Source organism: Pseudonocardia wallangbongensis, assembly GCF_054486945.1.
Genome location: NZ_JBRERS010000010.1, coordinates 112133 through 138698 on the forward strand (window position 1 = coordinate 112133; position 26566 = coordinate 138698).

Annotated in this window: 28 protein-coding genes; 15 read left to right on the forward strand and 13 right to left on the reverse strand. The window is 73.7% G+C overall.

What is annotated here, in order from left to right; all coding sequences use genetic code 11:
- Nucleotides 1–105: 105 nt before the first annotated feature.
- Genes ACU436_RS30530 through ACU436_RS30545 form a run of 4 tightly spaced genes read right to left on the reverse strand, consistent with a single transcriptional unit; the run spans nt 106 to nt 2178 of the window.
- Entirely contained in the window at nt 106–357 is a 252-nt protein-coding gene (locus tag ACU436_RS30530) for a DUF6510 family protein (protein WP_459030463.1), read from the reverse strand.
- Nucleotides 354–1109: a ferredoxin reductase gene (locus ACU436_RS30535; protein ID WP_459030464.1), complete on the reverse strand. Its 756-nt coding sequence runs from the start codon at nt 1107–1109 to the stop codon at nt 354–356. Before ACU436_RS30535 ends, ACU436_RS30530 begins: the two co-directional genes overlap by 4 nt.
- Nucleotides 1079–1684 (reverse strand): sulfite oxidase-like oxidoreductase, encoded by a 606-nt coding sequence (locus ACU436_RS30540; RefSeq protein WP_459030465.1) that lies wholly within the window; start codon nt 1682–1684, stop codon nt 1079–1081. Before ACU436_RS30540 ends, ACU436_RS30535 begins: the two co-directional genes overlap by 31 nt.
- Nucleotides 1681–2178 carry a Dps family protein gene (locus ACU436_RS30545; RefSeq protein ID WP_459030466.1) on the reverse strand — a complete coding sequence of 166 codons (498 nt, stop codon included), beginning with the start codon at nt 2176–2178 and terminating at the stop codon, nt 1681–1683. The genes ACU436_RS30540 and ACU436_RS30545 overlap by 4 nt, the downstream gene beginning before the upstream one ends.
- 208 nt (nt 2179–2386) lie before the next feature.
- On the opposite strand from ACU436_RS30545, the gene ACU436_RS30550 reads away from it, so the two are divergent.
- The 3 genes from ACU436_RS30550 (at nt 2387) to ACU436_RS30560 (ending at nt 6328) form a co-directional block, all read left to right on the forward strand.
- On the forward strand, nt 2387–5131 hold the full coding sequence (locus tag ACU436_RS30550) for a helix-turn-helix transcriptional regulator (protein WP_459030467.1): 2745 nt from the start codon (nt 2387–2389) through the stop codon (nt 5129–5131).
- Nucleotides 5132–5234: 103 nt separating this feature from the next.
- Nucleotides 5235–6008, forward strand: coding sequence for an SDR family NAD(P)-dependent oxidoreductase (locus tag ACU436_RS30555; RefSeq protein ID WP_459030468.1), 774 nt, complete (start codon nt 5235–5237; stop codon nt 6006–6008).
- A 17-nt stretch (nt 6009–6025) separates the two neighbouring features.
- Nucleotides 6026–6328, forward strand: coding sequence for a hypothetical protein (locus ACU436_RS30560; RefSeq protein ID WP_459030469.1), 303 nt, complete (start codon nt 6026–6028; stop codon nt 6326–6328).
- Here the strand turns inward: ACU436_RS30560 and ACU436_RS30565 are convergent.
- Nucleotides 6310–7761, reverse strand: coding sequence for an amidase (locus ACU436_RS30565; protein WP_459030470.1), 1452 nt, complete (start codon nt 7759–7761; stop codon nt 6310–6312). The genes ACU436_RS30560 and ACU436_RS30565 overlap by 19 nt on opposite strands.
- A 224-nt stretch (nt 7762–7985) precedes the next feature.
- On the opposite strand from ACU436_RS30565, the gene ACU436_RS30570 reads away from it, so the two are divergent.
- Complete coding sequence (locus ACU436_RS30570) at nt 7986–9458, forward strand: dihydrolipoyl dehydrogenase family protein (protein ID WP_459030471.1); 1473 nt, start codon at nt 7986–7988, stop codon at nt 9456–9458.
- Here ACU436_RS30570 and ACU436_RS30575 read toward each other — a convergent pair.
- Entirely contained in the window at nt 9440–9919 is a 480-nt protein-coding gene (locus ACU436_RS30575; protein ID WP_459030472.1) for a DUF5709 domain-containing protein, read from the reverse strand. The two genes, ACU436_RS30570 and ACU436_RS30575, sit on opposite strands and share 19 nt — an antisense overlap.
- Before the next feature lie 122 nt (nt 9920–10041).
- Between ACU436_RS30575 and ACU436_RS30580 the strand changes: the two genes are divergently transcribed.
- From ACU436_RS30580 to ACU436_RS30590, 3 genes are all read left to right on the forward strand, one after another.
- Nucleotides 10042–12774, forward strand: a complete 2733-nt coding sequence (locus ACU436_RS30580) for a helix-turn-helix transcriptional regulator (protein ID WP_459030473.1) — start codon at nt 10042–10044, stop codon at nt 12772–12774.
- A gap of 138 nt (nt 12775–12912) precedes the next feature.
- A complete protein-coding gene (locus ACU436_RS30585) occupies nt 12913–13794 on the forward strand; it encodes an alpha/beta fold hydrolase (protein WP_459030677.1) in 882 nt (293 codons plus the stop codon).
- A gap of 22 nt (nt 13795–13816) precedes the next feature.
- The gene (locus ACU436_RS30590; protein WP_459030474.1) at nt 13817–14473 is read left to right on the forward strand and encodes an RraA family protein; all 657 of its coding nucleotides are present in this window, start codon (nt 13817–13819) and stop codon (nt 14471–14473) included.
- A gap of 42 nt (nt 14474–14515) precedes the next feature.
- Here ACU436_RS30590 and ACU436_RS30595 read toward each other — a convergent pair whose 3' ends face one another.
- Nucleotides 14516–14860, reverse strand: a complete 345-nt coding sequence (locus tag ACU436_RS30595; protein WP_459030475.1) for a VOC family protein — start codon at nt 14858–14860, stop codon at nt 14516–14518.
- 61 nt (nt 14861–14921) lie between these two features.
- A complete protein-coding gene (locus ACU436_RS30600) occupies nt 14922–15542 on the reverse strand; it encodes a TetR/AcrR family transcriptional regulator (RefSeq protein ID WP_459030476.1) in 621 nt (206 codons plus the stop codon).
- Nucleotides 15543–15584: 42 nt separating this feature from the next.
- On the opposite strand from ACU436_RS30600, the gene ACU436_RS30605 reads away from it, so the two are divergent.
- The 3 genes from ACU436_RS30605 to ACU436_RS30615 are packed head-to-tail and all read left to right on the forward strand — an operon-like array spanning nt 15585 to nt 19388.
- Complete coding sequence (locus ACU436_RS30605; protein ID WP_459030477.1) at nt 15585–16097, forward strand: PH domain-containing protein; 513 nt, start codon at nt 15585–15587, stop codon at nt 16095–16097.
- On the forward strand, nt 16094–17599 hold the full coding sequence (locus ACU436_RS30610) for a PH domain-containing protein (protein WP_459030478.1): 1506 nt from the start codon (nt 16094–16096) through the stop codon (nt 17597–17599). The genes ACU436_RS30605 and ACU436_RS30610 overlap by 4 nt, the downstream gene beginning before the upstream one ends.
- Nucleotides 17600–17630: 31 nt before the next feature.
- A complete protein-coding gene (locus tag ACU436_RS30615) occupies nt 17631–19388 on the forward strand; it encodes a CocE/NonD family hydrolase (protein WP_459030479.1) in 1758 nt (585 codons plus the stop codon).
- On the opposite strand, the gene ACU436_RS30620 is transcribed toward ACU436_RS30615, so the two are convergent.
- Nucleotides 19369–19920 (reverse strand): TetR family transcriptional regulator, encoded by a 552-nt coding sequence (locus ACU436_RS30620; RefSeq protein WP_459030480.1) that lies wholly within the window; start codon nt 19918–19920, stop codon nt 19369–19371. The two genes, ACU436_RS30615 and ACU436_RS30620, sit on opposite strands and share 20 nt — an antisense overlap.
- Before the next feature lie 47 nt (nt 19921–19967).
- Here ACU436_RS30620 and ACU436_RS30625 point away from each other — a divergent pair, with 47 nt between their 5' ends.
- Both ACU436_RS30625 and ACU436_RS30630 read left to right on the forward strand, forming a co-directional pair.
- Nucleotides 19968–20468: a GNAT family N-acetyltransferase gene (locus tag ACU436_RS30625; protein ID WP_459030481.1), complete on the forward strand. Its 501-nt coding sequence runs from the start codon at nt 19968–19970 to the stop codon at nt 20466–20468.
- A 25-nt stretch (nt 20469–20493) separates the two neighbouring features.
- Nucleotides 20494–20802 (forward strand): FCD domain-containing protein, encoded by a 309-nt coding sequence (locus ACU436_RS30630; protein WP_459030482.1) that lies wholly within the window; start codon nt 20494–20496, stop codon nt 20800–20802.
- Between the two features lie 104 nt (nt 20803–20906).
- On the opposite strand, the gene ACU436_RS30635 is transcribed toward ACU436_RS30630, so the two are convergent.
- Nucleotides 20907–21065 carry a hypothetical protein gene (locus ACU436_RS30635; protein WP_459030483.1) on the reverse strand — a complete coding sequence of 53 codons (159 nt, stop codon included), beginning with the start codon at nt 21063–21065 and terminating at the stop codon, nt 20907–20909.
- A gap of 195 nt (nt 21066–21260) precedes the next feature.
- A complete protein-coding gene (locus tag ACU436_RS30640; protein ID WP_459030678.1) occupies nt 21261–22010 on the reverse strand; it encodes an HAD-IIA family hydrolase in 750 nt (249 codons plus the stop codon).
- A gap of 107 nt (nt 22011–22117) precedes the next feature.
- Here ACU436_RS30640 and ACU436_RS30645 point away from each other — a divergent pair, with 107 nt between their 5' ends.
- Nucleotides 22118–22897: a hypothetical protein gene (locus ACU436_RS30645; RefSeq protein ID WP_459030484.1), complete on the forward strand. Its 780-nt coding sequence runs from the start codon at nt 22118–22120 to the stop codon at nt 22895–22897.
- A 131-nt stretch (nt 22898–23028) separates the two neighbouring features.
- Here ACU436_RS30645 and ACU436_RS30650 read toward each other — a convergent pair whose 3' ends face one another.
- Nucleotides 23029–23487 carry a carboxymuconolactone decarboxylase family protein gene (locus ACU436_RS30650; protein WP_459030679.1) on the reverse strand — a complete coding sequence of 153 codons (459 nt, stop codon included), beginning with the start codon at nt 23485–23487 and terminating at the stop codon, nt 23029–23031.
- A gap of 81 nt (nt 23488–23568) precedes the next feature.
- Between ACU436_RS30650 and ACU436_RS30655 the strand changes: the two genes are divergently transcribed.
- On the forward strand, nt 23569–24459 hold the full coding sequence (locus ACU436_RS30655; RefSeq protein WP_459030485.1) for a sigma-70 family RNA polymerase sigma factor: 891 nt from the start codon (nt 23569–23571) through the stop codon (nt 24457–24459).
- Between the two features lie 94 nt (nt 24460–24553).
- Nucleotides 24554–25759: a cytochrome P450 family protein gene (locus ACU436_RS30660; RefSeq protein ID WP_459030486.1), complete on the forward strand. Its 1206-nt coding sequence runs from the start codon at nt 24554–24556 to the stop codon at nt 25757–25759.
- Here the strand turns inward: ACU436_RS30660 and ACU436_RS30665 are convergent.
- Complete coding sequence (locus ACU436_RS30665) at nt 25719–26564, reverse strand: Fpg/Nei family DNA glycosylase (protein WP_459030487.1); 846 nt, start codon at nt 26562–26564, stop codon at nt 25719–25721. The genes ACU436_RS30660 and ACU436_RS30665 overlap by 41 nt on opposite strands.
- Between the last annotated feature and the right edge of the window lie 2 nt (nt 26565–26566).

A 26566-nucleotide genomic window follows, 5' to 3' on the forward strand; every position in this document is an offset into this window, starting at 1 on the left:
TTCCGGGGAGCCACCGCCGCGGCGAAGCAAGGCGGGGGCTCCCCGGGGAAAGCGCAGCCACTTTCATGCAACGTCGTTGCGTGAAAAGCTTTGCTGCAATAGGGGTCAGGCGGGCGCTCGGAGTTCCGCCAGGCCCTGGACGTCGACGGACATCAGGTCGCCGCGCTCGATGATCGCCATCAGCAGGCCCCCGCAGTGCGGGCAGCGCAGCACCGTCCCGGCGGTGCGGTACACCCTGGCCTGCGCGAGCGTGCCGGACCTGCCGCAGTGGGCGCACGTGCCCAGGGCCGCGGTCATGTCCAGCCCGAACGTGTTGTGCAGCAGACCGGCGACGGAGTTGCCGTCCAGTTCGTTCATGGGTTCTCTCCGATCCCGCCGAATCGTTCGGTCCGGATGCGTGCCGGGTCGTGCCCGATGCCGACGAGCAGCTCGGCGGCGGTCTCGACGAACGCCGTCGGCCCGCAGACGTAGACGAGGGGGTCGGCGTCGGGGGGCCAGCCGGTCTCCACCAGCATCTCCCGGTCGATGCGGCGGGCGTAGCCGTTCCAGCCGGGCGGCCGGGTGCGGGTGTAGGTGATGCTGATGTCGATCTCGTCGGAGGTCGCCATCCGCATCAGTTCCTCGCGGTAGATGAGGTCGGTGGCGTCGCGGGCGGAGACGAGCAGGCGGACGGGCACCGCGCTGCGGATGGATCGGTGGTGGCGCAGCATCGAGCGGAACGGGACGATGCCGGACCCGCCGGCGATGAGCAGCAGCGGCCCGCCCATCGGCTCCTGCCACACGAAGTAGCCGCCGACCGGTCCGCGCAGCTCCAGCTCGTCCCCCGGACGCAGCTCGTCGACGAGGTAGGGCGAGACCTCCCCGTCGTCGAGGCGTTCGACGGTGAGCTCGATGTTCGCATCGTCGGGTGCGGAGGCGATCGAGTAGCTGCGCTGCGCCTGGTAGCCGTCCTCGGCGGTCAGCCGGATGTCCGCATGCTGGCCTGCGCGGTGCCGGCGCCAGTCGGGGACCCGCAGCCCGACCGTCCGGACCCGCGGGGTCTCGTCGACGGTGGTGACGACGGTGCCGGTCTGCCAGTTCAGTCTCCGGAGTAGCGCTGCTCTTTCCATGGGTCCCCGTAGTTGTGGTAGCCGTAGCGCTCCCAGAAGCCGGGCACGTCCTCGAGGCGCATCTCGAGCCCGCGCACCCACTTCGCGCTCTTCCAGAAGTACAGGTGGGGTACGAGCAACCGTGCCGGTCCGCCGTGCTGCGGGTCGAGGGGTGCGCCGCCGAAGTCGCGGACGATCCACGCCTTGCCGCCGGTCAGGTCGGCGATCGGCACGTTCGTGGTGTAGCCGCCGTCGCAGACGGCCGTGGCATAGCCGGCGCTGGTCTGCACGTGGGCGAGCAACGTGTCCAGGGAGATGCCGGTCCACGTGGTGTCCAGCTTCGACCACTTGGTCACGCAGTGGATGTCGACCGTGAAGGTCTGGCTCGGCAGCGCGAGCAGCTCGTCCCAGGTCCACGAGACCGGTTCGGCGACGGCGCCGCGGATGCCGAACGTCCACTCGTCCAGCGGGGTGTGCGGCGTCGGGCCCGCGGACAGCACCGGGAACCCGGTGGTCACGTACTGGCCGGGCGGCACCCGGGTCGGGTCGGCGTCGGTGCGCCGCCTGCCAAGGAAGCCGCGTGATGCGGGCGTCATCGGCGCACTCCCAGCTGCACCCGCAGCAGCCACTGCTGCTTCTCGAGCTCGCGGACCACCTCCACGAGCACGTCCTGCGACACGAGGTCGACCTCACCGACCCGGCGGAGCCGCGAACGGACCCGTTCGGCCACCGCCGCGATGCGGTGGGTGACCTCGTGGACGAGCACGTTGTCCTCGATCTCGGCCGGCGCGACGGGCGTCAGCTCGGTTCCGGCAGCGACGGCCGACACCTGGCCGTCGACGGTGTGGCCGATCGTGACGGCTCGTTCGGCGACGGTGTCGGCCATCGAGCGCCACGAGCCGACGAGCTCGTCGAGCTGCAGGTGCAGCGAGTGCGACAGCGGGCCGACGGCCATCCAGTGCAGCTGCTTGCCGGTCAGCGACAGCGCCACCAGATCGTGCAGCACCGCCTCCAGCTCCTGACCGATGGCGGCCCGCTCGTGCGGGTTGTCCATCGGCGGCAGGTAGACGGCGGCCGTCAGGGAATCCATGGATGGTCCTCCTCAGCGTGCAGCGGACGACCCGGTCGCCGCCGCGGTCCAGCTGACGTCACCCTCTTCGGGCGCGGCGCCGATCGCATCAGGGTGCTCCCCGGTCGATCCGCCACCGGTCGCCGAGCGGTTCTCGTATGCTCCGATCACCGGGACCACCGCGTGCGCGAGTCGCAGATCCTGGGGAGGGGAGCCGGACGGGCTCGGCATGCTGATGGACAGGCTGATCGACAGGGCCGGCGAGCGCGACGTGCTCGACCGCCTGCTCGCCGACGTCCGCATCGGGGAGAGCCGCGCGATGGTGCTGCGCGGCGACGCGGGCATCGGCAAGACCGCACTGCTCGAACACGTCTTCGGGCAGGCCGTCGACTTCCGCACGGTGCGGGCCACCGGCGTCGAGGCCGAGAAGGAGCTCGCCTTCGCCGCTCTACATCAGATCTGCGCGCCGATGCTCGACCGGTTGGGGCGGCTGCCCGCCCCGCAGCGCACGGCCCTGGCCACCGCGTTCGGTCTCGACGTCGGCAGCCCGCCGGACCGGTTCGTCATCGGTTTGGCGGTGCTCGGGCTCTTCGCCGAGGCGGCGCGGGAGCAGCCCCTGCTGTGCGTGGTCGACGATGCGCAGTGGCTGGATCGCGCGTCGGCGCAGGTGCTCGGGTTCGCGGCCCGGCGCCTCCGCACCGAGTCGGTGGCCGTCGTCTTCGCCATGCGCGACGTCGAGGACCACGCCGAGCCGCCCGACCTGGTCGGTCTTCCCGAGCTGCGTGTCACGGGGCTGACGGACGAGGACTCCCGCACGCTGTTGTCCTTGGCCCATCCCGGACCGATCGACGACCGGGTGCTCGAGCGCGTGACCGCCGAGAGCCGGGGCAACCCGCTGGCGCTGCTGGAGCTGCCGCGGGGCTTCACCCCCGCCGAGCTCGCGGGCGGGTTCGGGCTGTTCGGGTCGGTGAGCGTGCCGCGGCGGATCGAGGAGAGCTTCCACCGGCAGATCGACTCGCTGTCGCAGGCCACGCGGCAGGTGTTGCTGGTGGCCGCCGCCGAACCGGTGGGCGACCCGGTGCTCCTGTGGCGCGCCGTCGACCGGCTCGGCATCGACAACAGGGTCGTGGCCTCGTCGCAGGGTGAGGCGGCCGGGCTCGTCGAGTTCGCCTCCCGGGTGCGCTTCCGGCACCCGCTGCTTCGCTCGGTGATCTACAACGCCGCGTCACCGGAGCAGCGGCGGAGCGCGCACCGGGTGCTGGGCGAGGTGGTCGACCCGGAGTCCGATCCGGATCGGCGCGCGTGGCACCTCGCTCAGGCCACCGCCGAGCCGGACGAGGATGTCGCCGCGGAGCTGGAACGGTCGGCCGGACGGGCCCGGTCCCGCGGCGGGCTGGTGGCGGCCGCGTCGTTCCTCGAGCGCGCCACGGCCCTGACGCCGGACCTGCTGCGGCGCGGGGAGCGGGCGCTCGCCGCGGCCCAGGCCCGGTACCTCGCGGGCATGCCGGAGGCGTCGTTGCGCCTGTTGTCGCTGGCCGACGCCGGGCCGCTCGCCGCGCTGCCCCGGGCCCGAGCGGACCTCCTGCGGGCCCGCATCGCGTTCACCGTCGACCGGGGCCGGGACACGCCGCTGCTGCTGCTGAAGGCCGCGGCGCAGCTGGAGCCGCTCGACGCCCGGCTGGCGCGCGAGACGTACCTGGACGCGCTGCGCGCCGCCTGGTACGCGGCCGACCCCACCGGTGGCGTGACGATCCGGGACGTGGCCCGCGCGGCCGCGGCGGCACCCTCGTCCGGGTCCCCGCCGCGCGCCGCCGACCTGCTGCTCGACGCTCTGGCCGTGCGCTACACCACCGGCTTCCCGGCCGGCGCGCCGTTGCTGAAGCGGGCCCTGCGCGCGTTCCGGGATCCCGGCCTGTCCGACGAGGAGGGGTTGCGCTGGCTGTGGTTCGCGAGCGCCGCCGCCGTCGACCTCTGCGACGACGACACCGCCGACGCGGTCACCAGCAGGTTCGTCGCGCTCGCCCGCGACACCGGTGCGCTGGCCACCCTGCCCCTGGCCCTGACCACGCGCATCGTGATGGAGGTCTTCGCCGGCGACCTCGGCGCGGCGACCGCGCTGGTCGAGGAGATGCAGGGCGTCGAGGACGGCACCGGGATCCCGGCGGCGTCGTACACGGGTCAGCTGCTGGCGGCGTGGCAGGGCCGGGAGGGCGTCACCAACGAGCTGGTCGCGGAGACCGCGGCGGAGGCCGAACGGCGGGGGGAAGGGCTCGGGCTGATCAACGCCGGGTGGGCGCGCGCGGTGCTGTTCAACGGGCTGGGACGGTTCGAGGAGGCGTTCGCGGCGGCGGAGCGGGCCACCGCGCCGCACCAGGAGCGGGGCATCCTGACGTGGGCGCCGCTCGCGGAGCTCGTCACCGCGGCCTCCCGCATCGACCGGCACGACGCGGGCGCCGACGCGCTGCGGCGCCTCGAGGAGTTGACGCAGGCCAGCGGCACGCACTGGGCGCTGGGCCTGGAGGCCTCCTGCCGGGCCATGCTGAGCGAGGGGCGATCCGCCGAACGCTCGTACGTGGAGGCGATCGACCACCTCTCCCGGACCCGGATCCGCGGCCAGCTCGCCCGGGTTCGCCTGCACTACGGGGAGTGGCTGCGGCGGCAGAACCGGCGCAACGACGCGCGCGACCAGCTCCGCACCGCGCACGAGATGCTCACCACGATGGGCATGGGCGGGTTCGCGGCGGCCGCCGCCCGGGAGCTCGGGGCCACCGGGGAGCCGGTCCGCAAGCCCGTCGACCCGGGCCCGGGCGGGCTCACCACCCAGGAGGCCCAGATCGTCCGGCTGGTGCGCGAGGGCCTGTCGAACGCTGAGATCGCCACCCGGATGTTCATCAGCCCACGCACCGTCGAATGGCACCTCGGCAAGACGTTCGCCAAGCTCGGGATCACCTCCCGCCGGCAGTTGCGCCGCTGAGCCGCCGGGGTGTCGGACCGGGGAGATCCCCGAGGCGACGCCGCGGTGCCCGCGCGACGCTCCCTGCTGCACCGACACACGTACCGAGGGAGTGGAGATCGCCATGAGCCAGACCTTCGAAGGTCGCAAGCTGGTCGTCGTCGGCGGCAGCAGCGGGATGGGCCGGCAGACGGCGGCCGACGTCGTCGCACGCGGCGGGAGCGCGGTCGTCGTCGGTCGCAACCCGGATCGCGTCGACGAGACCGTGCAGGCGCTGTCGATGGGCGGGAAGGCGTGGGGCATCACCGCCGATCTCGCCGACCGCGACCAGGTCGTCCGGGTGCAGGAGCAGCTGGCCTCCGAGCACGCGGACGCCACCCTGCTGGTCAACGCGGCGGGTGTCTTCGTCCCGACGCCCTTCCTCGACCACGACGGCGCCGCCTACGACTCCTACATGGAGCTGAACCGCGCCATCTTCTTCCTGACCCAGACCGTGGTGCGCGGCATGGTCCAGACCGGCCACGGCGGCTCGATCGTCACGATCGGCAGCATGTGGGCCCACCAGGCGGTCGGCGCGACACCGTCGAGCGCCTACTCCATGGCCAAGGCCGGGTTGCACGCACTCACCCACAACCTGGCCATCGAGCTGGCAGGCCAGCAGATCCGGGTCAACGCCGTCGCCCCCGCCGTCGTCGCCACTCCCATCTACGAGGCCTTCATCCCGAAGGAGAAGGTCGCCGAGACGCTGCAGAGCTTCAGCGGCCTGCACCCCCTCGGCCGCGTCGGCAGCGCGCAGGACGTCGCATCGGCGATCACGTACCTGCTCTCCGAGGACGCCGGCTGGGTCACCGGCACCGTCCTCGACGTCGACGGCGGCGTCATGGCCGGGCGCAACTGAGGACCCGGGAGGACCCGATGGCGCGTTCGATCGAGTGGGGCCGGGTGACCGACGCCGACGTGGTGCGGGCGATGCGGGAGTACGACCGCACCGGGCCGGAGCAGTTCTTCGCCGAGCACGGCTTCGCGCGGACCACGACGTACGAGCTGGTGTGGGAGGAACGCCGCTACCCGCCGAAGGCGATCCTGGGTGTGGCGTACGAGCTCGCCACCGGAGATCGGCTGGCCGCCACCGATTTCGAGGGTGGGCGCAGCGGCGCCGTCCGGGTCCTCGGGAAGCTCGGGTTCACCGTCCGCCCCATTCAACGGTCGGTCGGCTGAGTGGCGAGGTCGGGCCAGTGGGCGGCCCACGGGGCGGCGGCCTCGAAGGCGGCCGAGGCGCGCAGGACGTCGGCGTCGGCGAGGTGGCGGCCGACGATCTGCAGGCCGACCGGGAGGCCGTCGGGGGTGAAGCCGGCCGGCACGGTGGCGGCGGGCTGGCCGGTCAGGTTGATCGGGAAGCAGAAACCCAGCCACGCGGTCGACCGGACCATCCGACCGTCGATGATCTCGGGGCCCTGGGTGTGGAGCGGGAACGGCGGGACGGCCAGGGTGGGTGTGATCAACAGGTCGTGGTCGGCCATGAGCCGCCACATCTTGTTGTTGACCGCCTTGCGCACCCGCCTGGCGCTCGTCAGCTCCTCCGCGGTCCAGGGCTTGCTCATGATCTCGACGACGTCGGGTGACATCTGCCCGCCGTACTCGCCGATCAGCTCGCGCATGCCCGCCAGGTCGGTGTCCCCCACCACCACCGTCCAGAACGCGTCGAACGGGTCCTCCCAGCCGGGGTGGGCCTCCTCGACCGTGCAGCCCAGGTCCTTCTCGAACACCGCCGCCGCCCGCGCGACGACCTCCCGGACGGCCGGATCGACCGCGAGGTAGCCCCAGTCCGGGGAGAACGCCACCCGCATGCCGCTGATCCCGCCCTCGACCGCCGTCGACCAGTCGACGTCGCCGGCCGGGAGCGACAGCCGGTCCCGGGGGTCGGGCCCGGCCAGCACCGACATGAGCAGCGCCGCGTCGGCCACCGTGCGGGTCAGCGGCCCGATGTGCCCGATGCTCTCCCAGCTGGACGCGCCGGGGTACCGCTCGTCGCGGGCACCGGGGTACATCGGCACCCGGCCCATCGACGGCTTGAACCCGTAGATGCCGCAGTGCGCCGCCGGGATGCGCACCGAGCCGCCACCGTCGGTGCCCAGGGCGACCGGCCCGATCCCGGCGGCGACCGCGGCCCCCGAACCGCTGCTGGAGCCACCCGGCGTCATCGCGGTGTTCCACGGGTTGCGCGCAGCCGGGGAGACGGGGTTGTGCCCGGCGCCGCTGTAGCCGAACTCGGGCACCGTGGTCTTGCCCAGGATCACCGCGTCGGCCGCCTTGACCCGCTCGACGACGACGTCGTCCTCGTCCGGCACGAAGTCGCGGTAGATCGGCGAGCCCATCGCGGTGCGGATGCCCTCGGTGCTGATCAGGTCCTTGATCGCGATCGGCACCCCGGCCAGCGGGCCGACCGGTTCACCGCGCGCGATCCGTTCGGTGACCTCGGCGGCCGTCGAGCGCGCCAGCTCCCGCGTCGGCTCGCAGAACGCGTGCAGAACCGGGTCCAGGCGGTCCATCCGGTCCAGCACGGCTTCGATCACCTCGACGGGCGAGAGCTCCTCGGCGTTGATCCGGGCGACCAGCTCGGTCGCCGGCATCCGGCAGATTTCCTCGGTCATCGACGGCCTCCGGCTCGGCCGGGAAGCGCGTCGCTCGCCGGCGGGTCACGTTGCCCGACGATCATGTGAACGGGTCGGGGCCCGTCGCATCGGGGCGTTCCCCGGCGATCCGCCCGGTGGACGCGGGCCCCGTCGCCCGGACCCGGTGATACCCGGACGCGACGGGCCGCCGCCGTTGCGACCGTCTCGGGGCGAAGGGCGTTCGCCCGCGGAGAGGAACCGTCATGTCTCGTGCCCGAGCAGCATCCACGTCCGACAGCCACGACGTCGACGGCTACGACGTCATCGTCCTGGGCGCGGGCCCGGTCGGCCAGACCGTCGCCGACCGGGCCCGCGCGCACGGGCTCGCCGTCGCCGTCGTGGAGCGGGAGCTCGTCGGAGGGGAGTGCTCGTACTGGGCGTGCATCCCCAGCAAGGCGATGCTGCGGCCGGTAGTCGCGGTCGCCGACGCCCGCCGCGTCGACGGCGCCCGCGAGGCCGTCACCGGCCAGGTCGCGGCGGCCGGTGTCTTCGGCCGCCGCGACCGCTACGTCACCGGCTGGGACGACCGCGGCCAGGCCGACTTCCTCGCCGGGATCGGCGCCGACCTCATCCGCGGGCACGGACGGCTCGACGGGCCGCGCCGCGTCGCCGTCGCCACCCCGGACGACCGGCTGGAGATCCTCACGGCGCGGCACGCGGTCGTCGTGTGCACCGGCAGCCGGGCCACGTTGCCGGACATGCCCGGCGTCGCCGAGGCCCGCCCGTGGACCAACCGCAAGGCGACCGACAGCAGCGCGGTCCCGGACCGGCTCGCGATCGTCGGTGACGGCGGCGTCGCGGTCGAGATGGCCACGGCGTGGCAGGGCCTCGGGTCGTCGGTCGTCCTGCTCTCGCGCCTGCACCGGCTGCTGCCGCGCATGGAGGCGTTCGCGGGCGAGCTGGTCGCCCGCGGCCTGGAGGAGTCCGGGGTCGAGATCCGCACGGGTGTCACGGTGACGGAGCTGAAGCGGCCCGGCGGCAACGGCCCGGTCACCCTGCTCCTCGACGACGCGGGCGAGGTCGTCGCCGACGAGGTGCTGTTCGCGGTCGGGAGGAACCCGCTCACCGAAGACATCGGCCTGCACACCCTCGGGCTCACGCCCGGCTCCTGGCTCGACGTCGACGACAGCTGCCAGGTCCGCGGTATCGAGGGCGGCTGGCTGTACGCCGCGGGCGACGTGAACCACCGGGCGCTGCTCACCCACCAGGGCAAGTACCAGGCCCGCATGATCGGCAACCTGATCGCGGCGCGCGCCGCGGGTCAGCCGGTGGACACGGCCCCGTGGGGCGCGCACACCGCCACCGCCGACGTCCACGCCGTGCCCCAGGTGTTCTTCTGCGACCCGGAGGCGGCGGCGGTCGGCCTGACCGCGGACCAGGCGCAGCGCGCCGGGTGCCGGACGCGGGTCGTCGACATAGACCTCGAACGGGTGCCGGGCGCGCTGTTCCACGCGGACGGCTACCGCGGCCGGGCGCGCATCGTGGTCGACCTCGACCACGAGTACCTGCTCGGCGCGACGTTCGTGGGACCGGGGATGGCCGAGCTGCTGCACTCGGCGACCATCGCCGTCGCGGGGCGGGTGCCGATCGACCGGCTGTGGCACAGCGTGCCGTGCTTCCCGACGATCAGCGAGGTGTGGCTGAAGCTGCTCGAGGCCTACCGCGACGCGGGCTGACCCCGGCCACGCTCATCGTCGGCCGCCTCGTCGTCGATCACGACGTGCATCGCGGCCTCCTCCGCGGAGGCCGCGGCGCCGTCGACCCCGATGTCGCGGGCGAAGTAGTCCGAGCGCGGGTCCGCCTCGTCGAGGTCCTCGAGCACGAGCCGGCCCGAGCGCATCGCCCCGACCTCCCGGTCGACGGGCTCGCCGTCGGTGTCGGAGGTGTCGCCGATGCCGTCGCCGAGGTCGACGTCGGCGAAGTCGGGTTCCTCGCGCGCCAGCCGGTGCGCGAGGTCCTCGTGCCCGGCCTGCTCGGCGGCGGTCGTCCCCCACGCGGTGAGGCCCCACGGCCGCTCCGGAGGCGAGTAGCCCTCGTCCGGGTCGCTGCCGGTCTCGTCGTCGTCGAGGCTCTCCTCGGGCGACAGCAGTTCGGGGTCACCGAGGTCGCCGAGTGCCCCATCGTCTCCGAAGCTCACCGTGTTCTCCCTCCGAAGATCGGGTGGTAGCGCTCGGGACAGCTTCGGGCCGGTCCGGCCCGCTCGCATCAGGCAGCTCCCGGGTCGTCGTTCCGGCGCCGGCATGCCGGAGGATTGGCGGCGTGCTGCTGGACAGGGAAGGCGAACGCGAGGCGCTCGAACACCTCCTCGCCGCGATCCGGACCGGGGAGAGCCGCGCGCTGGTGGTCCGGGGAGACGCCGGCATCGGCAAGACCGCGCTCATGGAACACCTCGCCGAGCGCGCCGCGGGATGCCGGATCGTGCGAGCCGTCGGCGTCGAGGCCGAGAAGGAGCTCGCCTTCGCCGCGTTGAACCAGGTCTGCGGCCCGATGCTGGACGCGCTGGCACACCTGCCCGCACCGCAGCGCGAGGCCCTGCGGACGGCGTTCGGCCTGAGCGCCGGCAGCCCGCCGGACCGGTTCATGATCGCGCTGGCCGTGCTGGGCCTGTTGGCGGAGGTCGCGCGCCAGCAGCCCCTGGTCTGCCTGGTCGACGACGCGCAGTGGTTCGACGTGGCGTCGGCGCAGGTGCTCGGGTTCGCGGCCAGGCGATTGCGGGCCGAGTCCATCGGGATGGTCTTCGCCGTGCGCGACGCCGGCGACGAGCATGAGGTGCCGGAGCTGGCCGGCCTGCCGGAGGTGCAGGTCAGCGGGCTGCCCGACCACGACGCCCGCACGCTGCTGGCATCGGCGCATCCGGGACCGGTCGACGATCGCGTGCTGGACCGGATCGTCGCCGAGAGCCGAGGCAACCCGCTGGCCCTGCTGGAGCTGCCGCGCGGGTTCACGCCCGCCGAGCTCGCGGGCGGGTTCGGGCCGTTCGGCTCGGCCGCGCTGCCGCAGCGGATAGAGGAGAGCTTCCGCCGGCAGCTCACCACGCTGTCGCCCATGACCCAGCAGGTGTTGCTGATCGCCGCGGCGGAACCGGTGGGTGACCCGGTGCTCGTCTGGCGCGCGGGCGATCGGCTCGGCATCGGCATGGACACCGACCTCGTGTCGCGGGAGGCATCGGCGGAGTTCGTCGAGTTCGGGTCCCAGGTGCGCTTCCGGCACCCGCTCCTGCGGTCGGCGATCTACCAGGCGGCCCCGCCGGATGCGCGGCGGAAGGCGCACTGGGCCCTGGGGCAGGTGACGGACCCGGAGCGCGACCCGGACCGGCGTGCCTGGCACCGCGCCCAGGCGGCCGCCGGAACGGACGAGGACGTCGCGGCGGAGCTGGAACGCCGCGCCGGGCGGGCACAGGCCCGGGGCGGGCCGGCCGCGGCCGCCGCGTTCTTCGAGCGTGCGTCCGAGCTGACCCCGGACCCCGAGCGGCGCGGGAAGCGACAGCTCGCGGCCGCGTACGCCGAGCTCCAGGGCGGCATGGCGGACTCCGCGCTGCGCCTGCTCGCGCTGGCCGACGCGAGCCCGTTGCGCGCGATGGAGCGCGCACTGGCGGATCGGCTGCGGGCCCGCGTCGCGTTCACCACCAACCACGGTCGTGAGGCCCCCCAGCTGCTGCTCAAGGCGGCGGCCGAGCTGGAGGGCCTCGACGTTCGGATGGCCCGGGAGACCTACCTGGAAGCACTCCAGGCGGCGTGGTTCTCCGCCCACCTGGCGTCCGGGCCCGGCCTGCGCGACCTCTCGGGCGCCGCTCGGGCCGCGCCGGCACCGGAGCCGCCCCTCGGTCCGTCCGACCTGCTGCTGGACGGACTCGCCGTCAGGTACGCGGACGGCTACGCGGCCGGCGCGCCGCCGCTGAGACGCGCGCTGGAGGGGTTCCTCGACGCGGACCCGGCGGGCGACGTCGGGCTGCGATGGCACTGGTTCGCTTCGACGATCTCGATGGACCTGTGGGAGGAGGAGACGTGCGATGTGCTCACGAGCCGGTTCGTCCAGCTCGCCCGCGCCTCCGGCACGCTCGCCCCGCTTCCCCTCGCCCTGACCCAACGGGCCGTCCTTCAGGTGTTCACCGGCGACCTGGCGGGGGCGGGCTGGCTGCTCGAGGAGTTCGCCGCCGTCCGGGAGGCGATGGGCGTCGACGAGCTGCCCTATGCCGCGCAGCTCCTCGCCGTGTGGCGGGGACGGGAACGCGAGGCGGCCGCGCTGATCGCGGCCACGACGGCCGATTCGGCACGCCGCGGCGAGGGCGTCGGGGTGATCGCCGCCGGCTGGATGCAGGCGCTGCTGTGCAACAGCCTCGGCCGCTTCGAGGAGGCCCTGTCCGCGGCGCTGTCGGCCACCGAGCCGCACCAGGAGATGGGCGTCGTGACCTGGTGCTCGCTGGTGGAGCTCGTCACCGCGGCGGCGGCCGTCGGGGAGGTGGACGTCGCGGGCGGGGCGCTCGCGCGCCTGACGACGATGACGCGGGCGAGCGGCACCGACTGGGCGCTGGGCCTCGGAGCGCGCTGCCGGGCGCTGGTCAGCCGTGCGGATGCCGCCGAGCCCCACTACCGCGAAGCCGTCGAGCGGCTCGCCCGCACGCGCATCCGCGGCGAGCTGGCACGCACCCACCTGCATTACGGGGAGTGGCTGCATCGGCAGAAGCGCCGTGGTGAGGCGCGCGACGAGCTGCACACGGCGCACACGGCATTCACCGCGGCGGGGATGGATGCCTTCGCGGCGCTGGCCGCCGACCGGCTCGGCGCCATGGGTGAGACCGTCCGCAAGCGCGTCGACGCCCGCTCCGGCCGGCTCACCACGCAGGAGGAGCAGGTCGCCCGGCTGGCGCGGGACGGGCTGTCGAACGCGGAGATCGCGGTGCGGCTCTTCATCAGCAAACGCACCGTCGAATGGCACCTGAGCAAGGTCTTCACGAAGCTCGGCATCACCTCCCGGCGTCAGCTGCGCCGCTGAGCCACGGGCGGCAGGCACCGCGCACACCGGGGGCGGGACCGGTGCCGAACCCGGGCGCGGACGACGGCTCCGGGCACAACGCTCCTCCTCGGGGCCGCAGGAACGGTCACCAGCCACCGAACCCGAGGGGTGAGGACGATACCGAAGGTCCACCACCGATACGCCGGCGTTGCCGGCCACCAGCTCTTCTACCGGGAGGCGGGCCCGGACGACGCGCCCGTGGTCGTGCTGCTGCACGGCTTCCCGACGAGCTCGTTCATGTTCCGCGACCTCATCCCGGCGCTGGCCGACCGGTACCACGTCATCGCCCCCGACCACCTCGGGTTCGGTCTCTCCGACGCACCGCCCGCGAAGGAGTTCGACTACACCTTCGACGCGCTGACCGACCTCACCGTCGGGCTGCTCGAGGAGATCGGCGTCGAGCGCTGCGCCATCTACGTACAGGACTACGGCGCGCCGATCGGCTGGCGCATGGCGCTGCGCCGGCCCGAGACCATCACCGCGATCGTCACGCAGAGCGGCAACGCCTACGACGCGGGCTTCGTCGACAGCTTCTGGCAGACCGTGTGGAACTACCAGCGGGAGCAGACCCCCGAGAACGAAGCAGCCATCCGGCAGGCGCTCACCCTCGACGTCACCCGGTGGCAATACGTCACCGGCGTGCCGGACCCGACCCTGGTCAGCCCCGACACCTGGTACCACGACCACGCGCTGCTGAGCCGGCCCGGCAACGACGAGGTCCAGCTGGCCCTGTTCCGCGACTACGCGACCAACCCCCCGCTCTACCCGCAGGTGCACCGGTACCTGCGCACCAGCCGGGTCCCGGTGCTCGCGGTGTGGGGTCGCGGCGACGAGATCTTCGGGCCCGCCGGCGCGGAGGCGTTCGCGCGCGACGCCGTCGACGCCGAGATCCACCTCCTCGACGGCGGCCACTTCCTGCTCGAGAGCGCGGGCGACGAGGTGGCAGCGCTCATGCGGGACTTCCTCGGACGCAGGCTCCCCGCACCGCGGGAGATGTGAGGCGGGTCGGTACGTTCGGAGGATGTTCGATGAGTTGGTCACGCGCCTCGCGCGCCTGCAGGTCTCGTCGCTGTCCGACGCGGACAAGACGCTGCCGGTGTGCGACCCGGCGATCCAGGCGCTGCTGCCCGACGTCACGCTCGTGGGCACCGCGTTCACCGTCCGCGCCGACGGCGACCTGCTCGGCATGATCGACGCGATCGGCCGCGCGGAACCGGGCACCGTGCTCGTGGTGGCCACGGACGGCCGCCCGCTCGCCGCCTCCGGCGAGCTGTTCGCCACCGAGGGGCGCCGGCGCGGGCTCGCCGGGATCGTCGTCGACGGGTTCTGCCGGGACCTGCGCGGGATCCGTCGGATCGGGCTGCCGGTGTTCGCCCGCGGCACGACACCGGCCGCGGGGCCCGCGCTCGGCCCCGTTGTCGTCCAGGAACCGGTGACGTTCGGCGGGGTCGAGGTGCGGCCCGGCGACCTGGTGTTCGGCGACGACGACGGGCTGCTCATCGCCCCGGCCGAGCGCATCGCCGCCGCCGTGGACCGGGCGGAGGAGATCGAACGCGTCGAGGGCGAGGTGGCCGCCGGGATGGGTGGCGGTCGCACCCTGCACGAGCTGACGAACGCCCCCGAGCACCTGCGGGCCGTCGCCGCGGGTGAGCCGAGCACGTTCCGGTTCCAGCCCTGACGGGCGGGCCGAGCGGCCCGTTCGCTCCACCTGGGCGGCCCGCTACCCGATGCAGAACTCGTTGCCCTCGGGATCGCGCATGACCGTCCAGCTGGCCCCGTTGCCGGAACGCTGCTCGCCCCGGGTTGCGCCGAGGGAGACGAGCCGGGCGATCTCGGCGTCCGGGTCGCGGGTGGCGAGGTCGACGTGCACCCGGTTCTTGCCCGCCTTGGGCTCCGGCACCTGGAAGAAGAGCAGGTGCCGGACGCCGCGGGGGTCGGCGGCGCGCAGCCGCACGAAGTCGGGCCGCTCCTCGGCCACCTCGTACCCGGTGACCCCGGCCCAGAACGCGGCGACGCGGGGAGGGTCGGCGCAGTCGAAGGTCACGTTGAAGATGAAGGACGTCATGGCCGTCATCATGGTCGCGCCACCGAGGGCGTCGGCGACGACCGGACGACGACGAGGTGCATCACGGGCGGGTGCTCGCTGATCCCGGCCGGAACACCCGGTCGAGGTGGTAGTCGACGGTGGCCAGGGCCTCGTCGGGCGTGCGGGAGCCGAGGACGATCCCCGTGGCCTGGGAGTCGACGAGCGCCCAGAGGACGCCGGCCTCCTGCCGCGGGTCGACACCGGGTGCGAGCTCGCCCGCATCCCGGGCGCGGTCGAGCTGCTCGGCGAAGAACCCCATCAGTTTCGGCCCGCCCTCGGCGACGACGGCCGCCATCCGGGGCTCGGACATCGCGCGGATGAAGAACGCGATGCCGGCCTGCCACGACGCACGGCTCGGCTCGTCCGTGGGGATGATCTCCACCAGGACCGTCCGGATGATCTCGCGGACGGTCGGCGGCCGGCTCGCCGCCCGCAGCCTCTCGACGACCCGCTGCTCGTGCAGGCGCGACTGGTGCTCGTAGGCGAAGGCGAGCATGTCGGCCTTGCTGCGGAAGTAGTGCTGCACCCGGCCCATCGAGATCCCGGCCTCGGCGGCGACGTGGCGCAGGCTCACCGACTCCAGGCCCTCGGTGGCGGCGAGCCGGAGCACGGCATCGGCGATCTCCCGCCGCCGCGCCTCGTGGTCCACCTTCCTGGGCACGAACCCACGTTACAATGCGAATGCATTGCAAAAGGGGGAGACATGACCACGACCACGGAACGGCCCGGTGAGCTCCGGCTCCGGCCGCCGCGCAACCCCGTCGACCCGCGGGCGGTCGGCTGGTGGCGCACCACGCTCGCACTGGTGTTCGGGACGCCGGTCGCGGTGCTGGCGGTGCTCGGGTTCCTGATCACACCCGCGCGGTTCTGGCTGCTCCTGCCGGCCGCGATCATCGTGCTGATCGGGACGCCGCTGACGCTGGCACTCCCGCGCCGGTGGTACGGCCTGCACCGGTGGGAGGTCACCGACGCCGCCGTCTACACGCGCTCCGGCTACTTCTGGCAGGAGTGGCGGGTGGCGCCGATGTCGCGGATCCAGACCGTCGACACCCAGCGCGGTCCCCTGGAGCAGCGGTTCGGGCTCGCCACCGTGACCGTCACGACGGCGTCCGCGAAGGGGGCACTGAAGATCGAGGGCCTCGACCACGAGGTGGCCGCCGACCTCGCCGAGCGCCTCACCACCACCACGCAGGCCACCCGCGGGGACGCGACGTGACCGGGACGGACCCGGGCTGGGTCGCGCTCGACCGGCGCACGGTGGCGGTCACCGCGCTCGTCATGGTCGTCGTGTCGATCACGGCCGGGCTGCCGACGGGGATCGGCATCGCCCGCGGCACGTCCGCCGGCACGGCCCTGCTCTGGGTGCTGCCCGCCGCGGCCCTGCTCGTGGCGGCGGGCAGTGCCGTCGACCACGTCCGCTGGCGGCGCACGCGCTACCGCCTCACCGCGGGACGCGTCGAGCTGCGCACCGGCGTCCTGGTCAGCAAGCACCGGTCGCTGCAGCGCGACCGCATCCGCACCGTCGACATCACGGCCGACCCGCTGCTGCGCGCGTTCGGGCTGGTGGCCGTGCGGGTCGGCACCGGCGAGCAGTCCGAGGGGTCGGTGGTGCTGCGGCCGGTGCCGGCGCCGGTGGGCGAGTCGCTGCGCCGCGAGCTCCTGGACCGTTCGCACGCACCTGCGTCCACCGACGGGACGCTCGCCGCGCTCGACCCGGCCTGGATCCGGTACGCACCGGTGTCCTTCCTCGCGCCGGTGCTCGGCGGGAGCGCCTTCGGCGGTGTGCTCCAGGTGTCCGAGTGGTTCGGCCTGCAGTCCGGCGTGATCGCGTGGGCCGGGAGCCTGTTCCGCGCGGTCCCGGCCGTCACGATGATCGCGGTCCTCGTCGCGGCGGCGCTCGTGGTCGGCGCGGTCGCCGCGCTCGGGCTCTGGGTCGAGATGTGGTGGAACTACCGGCTCGAACGCGAGCCGGGCACGCTGCGGGTGCGCCGGGGCCTGTTCACCACCCGCTCGATCTCGATCGAGGAGGCGCGGCTGCGCGGCGTCGAGCTCGTCGAGCCGCTGGGCGTGCGGCTGTCGGGCGCGGCCCGCGTCGACGCGGTGGCCACCGGCATGGCGGACGTGAAGCGCGACGACGACAAGACCGACCGGCGCACGCTGCTGCCCGCCGCCCCGCGCGGGATCGCGCTGAGCGTCGCGGCCGACGTGCTGTGCGAACCCGCCTCCCCGTTCGACACGGTGCCCTTGACCGGCCATCCGGTGGCCGCGCGCGGCAGGCGGCTGCGGTGGGCGCTCGGCACCGTCGTCGCGGTCGAGGTCCCGCTCGTGCTCCTCGGCGTCCTGCTCACCACCGTTCTGCTCCACACCGCCTGGATCAGCGCGCTCGTGCTCGTCCCGCTCGCCGTCGTGCTCGCGCTCGACGCGTACCGCGGCCTCGGGCACGGGCTCGACGCCGGTTACCTGGTGGCCCGCAGCGGCACCGTCCGGCGGGCCACGGTCGCGTTGCAGCGCGGCGGCATCATCGGCTGGACGTTCCGGCAGTCGGTCTTCCAGCGCCGCGCCGGGCTGGTGACGGTGGTCGCGACGACGGCGGCGGGCACCGGGGCGTACGCGGTGCTCGACGCCGGCTCGGACGACGGGCTCGCTCTGGCCGTGGACGCGGTACCCGGGCTCCTGGACGCGTTCCTGGAGCCCGTGCCGGCGTACGTGTCCAGCTAATCCCTTGATCCACCCTGCCAGGATCGGGCCCATGGTCCTCGACCCGAGCCGTCGGCTGCAGTCGCTGTACGTCCCGGTCGGTGACGGCGTGCGCCTCGCCGTCGACGTCTGGCTACCGGTGGAGCGGGTCGCCGCGGGCGAGGCGGTCGGTGCGGTGGTCCGGACCACCCGTTACCACCGCGCGCAGGAGCCGGCCGGCGCCGGTCCAGAGTTCGACTCCAACCGGGCGGAGGGCGAGCTGTGGAACGCCGCCGGGTTCGCGTTCGTCGTGGCCGACGCGCGCGGCACCGGCGCGTCGTTCGGTGCGCGGACCGGTGAGCTCGGTGAACGCGAGATCGCCGACTTCGGGGAGTTGATCGACTGGGTGGCGGCGTGGCCGTGGTCGAACGGCCGGGTCGGCGCCTGCGGCACGTCCTACGAGGGCCAGGCCGCCGAGCTGGTCGCGCGCCTGGGCAACCCGCACCTGGTCGCCGTCGCGGCGTTGTTCAGCCCGTACGACCCGTACCGCCAGCTCATGTATCCGGGCGGAGCCGCCACCGCGGGCCGGTTCGCCCGGTGGATGTACGGGTGCCGGCTCAAGGACGGCGTGGCCGGGGCCCGCGAGCGGCTGGCCGAGCTGCAGGGCGTTCCGGCGGAGTCGATCGAGCCCCCGGCGCCGGTCAAACCCGTCGACGGTCCGGACGGCCGGGCCCTGCTGGCCGAGGCGGTCGCGGAGCACCAGTCGAACGCCGACGTGCACGCGCTGATGGACCGGGTGCCGTTCCGCGACGACCGGGTGGACGGGCTCGACTGGGCGATCACCACACCGGCCGCCGCCCACGACGCGATCGCCACGACCGGCGTCCCGCTGTTCGTGCGGGTCGGATGGGTCGACGGCGCCTTCGTCACCGGCGCCCTGACCCGGTTCGCCACCCTGCCCAACCAGCAGACGGTCGAGATCGGGCCGTGGGGGCACGGCGGTCGCACGTACGCAGACCCGCTGGGGCCCGTCGACAGTGATCTCGCCGGCCCCGAGGGCCAGGACCGGCGCCTGGTGGAGTTCTTCGCGCGACACCTCGACGCGAACCCGGCGCCGCCGGGACGCGGCACGCTGACGTACAGCACGCTCGGCACGGGTCGGTGGCGCACCGTGGACGCGTGGCCGCCGGAGGACCTCGACGTGCGCCGCCTGTATCCGGGTGCGGCCGGCGAGCTGGCCGCCGATGCGGGGCCCGGGTCGACCGTGCGGTACGCCGTCGACCCCGCCTCGTCGACCGGCCCCACCAACCGGTGGCTCGCCGGCGAGATCGGACGGGGTGCGGCCTACCCGGACCGGCGGGGCGCCGACGAGAAGCTGCTGACCTTCACCTCCGCACCGCTCCCGGCCGACCTGCACGTTCTCGGTTTCCCGGTGGTGACGCTCCACCTGGCGACGAACGGGGACGACGGCGTGGTCCACGTCTACCTGGAGGACGTCGGCCCGGATGGATCGGTGACCTACCTGACCGAAGGCTGCCTGCGGTTCCTCCAGCGTGCGACGACCGGGCCGGCCGGGCCCACGGGGCTCGGCGTATCGCGCAGCTTCGCCCGCGCCGACCGTCTCCCGGTCGAACCCGGGAAGAACCTCGAGCTGGTCGTCGAGCTCCTGCCGGTGTCCGCGTTGCTCCGCTCCGGTCACCGGATCCGGATCGCGATCGCCGGCAACGACGCCTCGTGCTTCTCCTACCACGGCCCGCCGGGCGAGACCTTCACCCTCACGCTGGGCGAATCCACGCACCTGGACCTTCCCGTCATGCGCCGGGAGAGGTAGCCGTCGCCCCGCGGACGGCCGCCGTCGTGCGCTCCTCGTCGCCGGTGGCCAGCAGGTCCAGCAGGGCGCCGCGCAGCGTCGCGAGGACCGCCGTGGGGTCGGCCCCGGGGCCGAGCACGTCGCCGAGCACGTCGATCCAGTCACGCACCGTCTGCGCGGCGAAGCCGGCCCACGGCCCGTCCGGCTCGACGAGCGCGCGGGCGTAGCCCTCCGCCCACAGCCGCAGCAGGTCGCGCCGCTGCGGTGCCGCGAGCCACTCCCAGAGGCGCGCGACGAGCTCGCCCGGCCCACCGCCGTCCGCCCGCACCTGCGCGAGCAACTCGAGCTCCTCGGTACGCGAGCGGCGCAGCAGGGCCTGCACCAGGCCGTCCTTGGAGCCGAACAGGTACAGCAGCACCCGCGGGCTCGACCCCACGGCCTCCGCGAGCGGGCGCAGCGACATCCCGGCCATGCCGTTGCGGAGGACGTAGGCGTACGCCAGCTCCAGCAGCTCCTCCCGGCGCGGCGACGGGACTTGCGGATCGGCGCTCATGGCGCCAGTCTGCACTGAAACAGTCGTTTCAGTCCAGGGAGGCAGCGATGGGCGAGGTGCGGATCCGCGAGCTCGGACAACCGGGCGACCTCGGTTGGGTGGTGCTCGCCCATGGCGAGCAGTACGCGGCGGAGTTCGGCTGGGACGGCTCGTTCGAAGCGCTGGTGGCCAGGATCGTGGCCGACTTCGGCGAGAGCCACGACGTCGAGCGCGAACGCGCCTGGATCGCCGAGCTCGACGGCAGGCGCGTGGGCTGCATCTTCTGCGTGGCGGGCGACGAGCCGGGCACGGCGAAGCTGCGGATCCTGCTCGTGCACCCGGACGCCCGCGGCCACGGCGTCGGCGCCCGGCTCGTGGACGCCTGCGTGGCGTTCGCCCGCGACGCGGGCTACCAGCGCGTGCGGCTCTGGACGAACGACGTGCTCGCCGCCGCCCGGCGGATCTACCTCTCCACCGGCTTCCGGCTCGTGACCGAGGAGCCGCACCACAGCTTCGGTGCGGACCTCGTGGGGCAGGACTACGAGCTCGACCTGTCTCCGGCCACCTGAACCGGCCGGAGCCGCTCAGACCTGGATGGCCTTGGTCTCGGACGCCGTCGTCGCCGCCATCGACCGCGGAGACTCCGCGGCCGAGCGGATCGAGTGGGAGCTGCACGCGTTGATCAACCGGAGCGCGCGGGCGGACAAGCTGAGCTGGCTGCTGCGGTCGACGGCCCGCTACGCCCCGTTCCGGGCGTGGTCGTCGGTCACCGGGTGGTCCGAGGCGGCGCCGGAGGACCACTTCCCGCTGCTGCGCGGGCTCAGCCACCGCAGCCCGCGCACGGCCCGCGACGCCATGACCGCGCACATCCGCAACGTCGGCGAGCTGCTCGCCAACCACTGACCGAGCGGGGGATCCTCGTGGAGGACCCGACGGCGGTCACCGAGGCCCGGTCCCGCATCGAAGGCATCCCCGGGCCGTACGACGGCGCCGGGTCATGATGGCGCTCAGGCGGCCACTGCGTCCCAGCGCCAGTTCTCGGCCATCGGCTCCGCGCAGTCCGGGCAGGGCACCTCGCATCCGGACGTCGCGGTGACCGGCAGCTCGGCCTCGACGCCGCAGCCGGTGCAAGCCCACCATCCGGTCGTCATCGTCGTCGTGTCCATGGCCCGATGCTAAATCACACCACTGTCGTTTCCGCCGACCCGCGCCGCGGGTAACGCCTTCCGTGCGCGCCACGAGTGGATCCGCGGGGGTTGGGGTTGACCACGGGCCCCGCGCGGGAGCGCTGGGCCCGCGCGCGTCCCCGGCGCCGCGCCGACGTGCCCGCGTGGCGCGGATCCGGCCAGTGCGATGCCCGCTCAGACGTCCTCGACGAGGTCCGCGATCGAGGCCACCACGCGGTTGGGCCGGTACGGGAAGCGCTCGACATCGTTGGCCTGGGTGATGCCGGTCAGCACCAGCACCGTCCGCATCCCCGCCTCGAGGCCGGCGATGATGTCGGTGTCCATCCGGTCGCCGACCATCACCGTGGTCTCCGAGTGGGCCTCCAACCGGTTCAACGCCGCCCGCATCATCAGCGAGTTCGGCTTGCCGATGAAGTAGGGCTCGACGCCGGTGGCCCGGCTGATCAGCGCGGCCACGGCGCCGGTCGCCGGCAGGACCCCTTCCGGCGACGGCCCGGTCGCGTCCGGGTTCGTCGCCACCCACCGCGCGCCGCGCTTGATCAGCCGGATGGCCGTGGTCACCGCCTCGAAGCTGTAGGTGCGCGTCTCCCCCAGCACGACGTAGTCGGGCGCGTTGTCGGTGAGGACGTACCCGATCTCGTGCAACGCGGTGGTGAGCCCGGCCTCGCCCACGACGTAGGCGCTGCCTTGGGGCCGCTGGTCGTCGAGGAAGCTCGCGGTGGCGAGCGCCGAGGTCCAGATCGACTCCACCGGCAGGTCGATCCCGCTGGTCCGCAGGCGGAACTGCAGATCGCGAGGCGTGTAGATCGAGTTGTTGGTGAGCACCAGGAACGGCCTGCCGGCAGCACGCAGGCGGGCGATGAACTCGTCGGCGCCGGGGATCAGCCGTCCCTCGTGCACGAGCACACCGTCCATGTCGGTCATCCAGCACTCGATCGGCTTGGCGTCGGCCACGGCTGGGCAGCCTATTGGAACGCGGCGGGCCCCACCTGCGTTGACCAGGTGACTGTCGCCGGTGAGGAGTGGTTCGAGTGACAGGAACGATCCTGACCATCGTCGTCATCGCGCTGATCGTGGTGGGCGTCGCATGGCTGATCCGCCAGCGGGGCGCCGCCCAGGCCCGCGAGCTGGAGGACGCCAAGTCCGAGGCCCGGCGCTGGGTGGAGCGGCTGGGCGGCCAGGTGCTCAACCTCGTCGGCACCGACGACGCGTCCAAGCAGGCGATCGCCGACGCCGCGGAACGCTACAACGCGGCCGGGTCGCAGATGGAGCAGGCGCGCAGCGTCGCCCAGGCACGCCAGGTCACCGAGACCGCCCGCGAAGGCCTCTACTACGTCCGCGCCGCCCGCACGGCGATGGGCATCGACCCCGGCCCCGAGCTGCCCCCGCTCCCGGGGCAGGAGCGTGCCGGCGCCGTCAGCGAGGACCGCGAGGTCGAGGTGGAGGGCCACTCCTACGGTGCCTCCCCGGTGCCGTCGGCCCGCAACCAGCACTACTACCCCGGCGGCACCGTGGCCGGCCGGCCCGTCCCGCAGGGCTGGTACTCCGAGCCGTGGTGGAAGCCGGCCCTCGTCGCCGGCGCGTGGGGGATCGGGTCGGCCCTGCTGTTCAGCGCGATGTTCACCGGCATGTCCGGGGTGGCCTACGCCGACGGGTTCGCCGACGGCGCGGCGTCCGCCGACGGTGGCGACGGTGGTGGCGACGGCGGTGGCGACGCGCAGGGCGACGTCGGTGCCGACATGGGCGACCCCGGTGGGTTCGACGGCGGCTTCGACGGCGGCGGCTTCGACGGCGGCTTCGGCGACTTCTGACTTCGTTCGGGAGCGTAGCGAGCGAACCATTCAACACAGCGTGGTCCGCGAAGCGGTCGGCCGAGCGCAGCGAGGCCGGACGGTGAGCGGATACGGGTGCCCGGGCACCCGTATCCGCTCACGACCCCTCGTCAGGCGGCCTCCCAGCTCGGCCGGTCGGCGTGCTCCTTGACGGTCACGTTGATGCGGTTGAAGAGGTTCAGCGTGCCGATCATGATGATGAGCGCCGCGAGCTGCTTCTCGTCGTAGTGGTCGGCGGCCTCGTCCCACACGGCGTCCGGCACGGCCTCGTCGGTCCGGTCGGCCGTTCGCGTCACGGCCTCGGCCAGCCGCAACGCCGCGCGCTCCGCGTCGTCGAAGTACGGGGCCTCCCACCACACGGCCACGGCCATCAGCCGCTCGTCGGTCTCCCCCACCTTCCTGGCCTCGCGCACATGTCCCTGGACGCACGCGGCGCAGCCGTTGATCTGGCTGACCCGCAGGCCCACCAGTTCGAGCGTGCGCTGCGGCACGCCGCCCTGGGTCGTCGCCCGCAGCAGGTTCTGGATGCCCTTCATCGCGTCCGGGAGCACGAACGCCGGGTTCGTCATACGCACGGGACTGCCTCCTGTCACATCTCTCGTCTCTCGTGGGTCAGTGCTCTGACACGCGAGGACGGAAGGATGTGACAGATGGACCGGCACGAGGACTTCCTGGCCGAACGGTTCGAGGAGCACCGCACCCATCTCAAGGCGGTGGCGTACCGGATGCTCGGGTCCCGCGCCGAGGCCGACGACGCCGTGCAGGAGGCGTGGCTGCGCGTCACCCGCGGCGACACGTCCGGCGTGGACAACCTCGGCGGGTGGCTCACCACGATCGTCGCGCGCATCTGCCTCAACGTCCTGCGCTCCCGCAACCAGCGCCGCGAGGAGTCGCTGGACGCGCACGTACCCGACCTGGTGGTCGCGCCCGCGGGCCAGGCCGCCGCACCCGACCCCGAGCACCAGGCGGTTCTCGCGGACTCGGTCGGCCTCGCGCTGCTCGTCGTGCTGGAGACCCTGAGCCCGGCCGAGCGCCTCGCGTTCGTGCTGCACGACATGTTCTCGATGCCGTTCGACGAGATCGCCCCCGTCATCGACCGCAGCGAGACCGCCACCCGGCAGCTGGCCAGCCGCGCCCGCCGCCGCGTGCGCGGCGCCCAGCCGGAACCGGACGCCGACCCCGGCGCACAGCGCGCCGTGGTGGACGCGTTCCTCGCCGCCGCCCGCGGGGGCGACCTCGAGACGCTCGTCTCCGTCCTCGCCCCGGACGTGGTGGTGCGCATCGACAGCGGGACGCTGCGCCCGAGGACCGTGCTCCAGGGCCGGGAGGCGGTGGCGCAGGGCGCGATGGCCTTCACGCGGGTCGCCGAGCTCACCCGCCCCGTGCTGGTCAACGGTGCGCCCGGGGCCGCGGCGTTCCGGGCCGGCCGGCTCGTCTCCGTGGCGGCGTTCACCGTGTCGGAGGGGAAGGTCAGCGCGCTCGACATCCTCAGCGACCCGGAACGGCTCGCCGGCATCGACCCCGCGGTGCTCGAGGGCTGACCGGCCGGGCCGGCGGGTTCGAGCCACCGGGGATCTCAGCGGACTGCCAGTCGAACCGGGTTGCCGACGCGCCGTCGTCGCTACCGTCGGGCCCGTGACCACGCACACCGCCCCGTCGCCCTTCACCGAGACCACCGGCCCGGCCCGGCACGCCGCGTTCGCCGAGCTCGCGAGCACCGGCCCGGTGCAGAAGGTCATGCTGTTCACCGGCGTCCCGGCGTGGGTGGTCACCGGGTACGCCGAGGTCCGCGAACTGCTCTCGCACCCGGCGCTGGCCAAGACCGTCGGCGGCCCGCACATGGACGCGATGCCGCCGGAACTCAATGCCGCGATCAACACTCACCTGCTCAGCACGAACCCGCCCGACCACACCCGGCTGCGCCGGCTGGTGACCGCCGCGTTCACCACCCGCCGGGTCGAGGCGCTGGCACCGCGCGTCCGGGAGATCACAGACGGCCTGCTCGACGACCTGGTCACGGCGGGCGCGGGTGGCCGGCCCGTCGACCTCGTCGACGGCTTCGGGTTCCCGCTGCCCATCACCGTGATCACCGAGCTGCTCGGCATCCCGCCGGGCGACCGCGCCGACTTCCGGCGCTGGTCGTCGATCACCGTGAACGGCCCCGTGCACCCGCCCGAGGTCTACGTCGGCGCGGCGCGCAGCATGGTCGGCTACGTGCGGGAGCTGATCGCCGCGAAGCGCACCGACCCGGGCGACGACCTGCTCTCGGCCCTCATCGCGGTGCACGAGGACGGCGACCGGCTCTCGGAGGACGAGCTCACCTCGATGGTCTTCCTGCTGCTCGTCGCCGGGCACGAGACCACCGTCAACCTCATCGTCTCCGGCACGTACGCGCTGCTGCGCCACCCCGACCAGCTCGCGCTGCTGCGGGCCGAGCCCGAGCGGCTGCCCGCCGCCGTCGAGGAGCTGCTGCGCTACGACGGTCCGGTGCAGGTGACGATCCCCGCGGTCGCGGCGGCGCCCATCGAGGTGGGCGGCGTGACGATCCCCGCGGGCGACGTCGTGCTGCCGGCCCTGCTCGCCGCCAACCGCGACCCGATGCGGTTCCCCGAGCCGGACCGGCTGGACGTCACCCGCACCGCGAACTCGCACACGGCGTTCGGCCACGGGCTGCACCACTGCCTCGGCGCGCCACTGGCCCGCCTGGAGGGCCGGATCGCGCTGGGCGCGCTGCTCGAGCGGTTCCCCGGGCTGCGGCTCGCCGACCCGGACGGCGAACCGGCCCGCAACCCCGGACTGCTCATGAACGGCCTGGTCGCGCTGCCCGTCGTCCTCGCTTGACACGCTGGCACCGCGGGCACCAGAACAGGTTCCGGGCGGCGTGCGCGGCGTGCGCGATGGGCGTGCCGCAGACGAGGCACGGCAGCCCGGCGCGGCGGTACGCGTAGACCTCGCCGCCGTGCCGGTCCTGACGCGGTGCCCGGCCCGTGCGCTCCGGGTCGTGCTCGGGTGCGACCGTGTCGATCCGACCGGTCCGCACGCCCTCGCGCATCAAGGTGACGAGATCGCCCCACATCGCGTCCCATCGCGCCCGGCGCAGCGAGCGCCCCGGCAGCTGGGGGTCGGTCCGGTGTCGGAACAGCAGTTCGGCCCGATAGACGTTGCCCACGCCCGCGATCACGGACTGGTCCATGAGCAGGGTCGCGAGCGGCGCGCGCGAGCGCGAGATCCGGGCCCACGCGCGGTCCGGGTCGGCGTCGGCGCGCAGCGGGTCCTCGCCGAGGCGGTCGTGGACCGCCACGACCTCGGCGTCGGTCACCAGCTCGCACGCCGTGGCACCGCGCAGGTCGGCGACGTGGGTGGCGCCCACCATCCGCATCCGCACCTGCCCCACCGGTTCGCCGGCGGGCAGCGGCTCGTCGCCGAACGTCCCGTAGAGCCCGAGGTGGACGTGCACCACGAGGTCGGGGCCGTAGTGGTGGAACAGGTGCTTGCCGTGCGCCTCCGAGCGTTCCAGCACGCGACCGTCGACGATCGCCGCGCTCGCCGCGAACCGCCCCTGCGGGCTGGACACGGCGACCGGGCGCCCGGCGAAGCGACGCCGGTGCAGGTCGGCGAGCCGGTGGAGGGTGTGGCCTTCGGGCACGA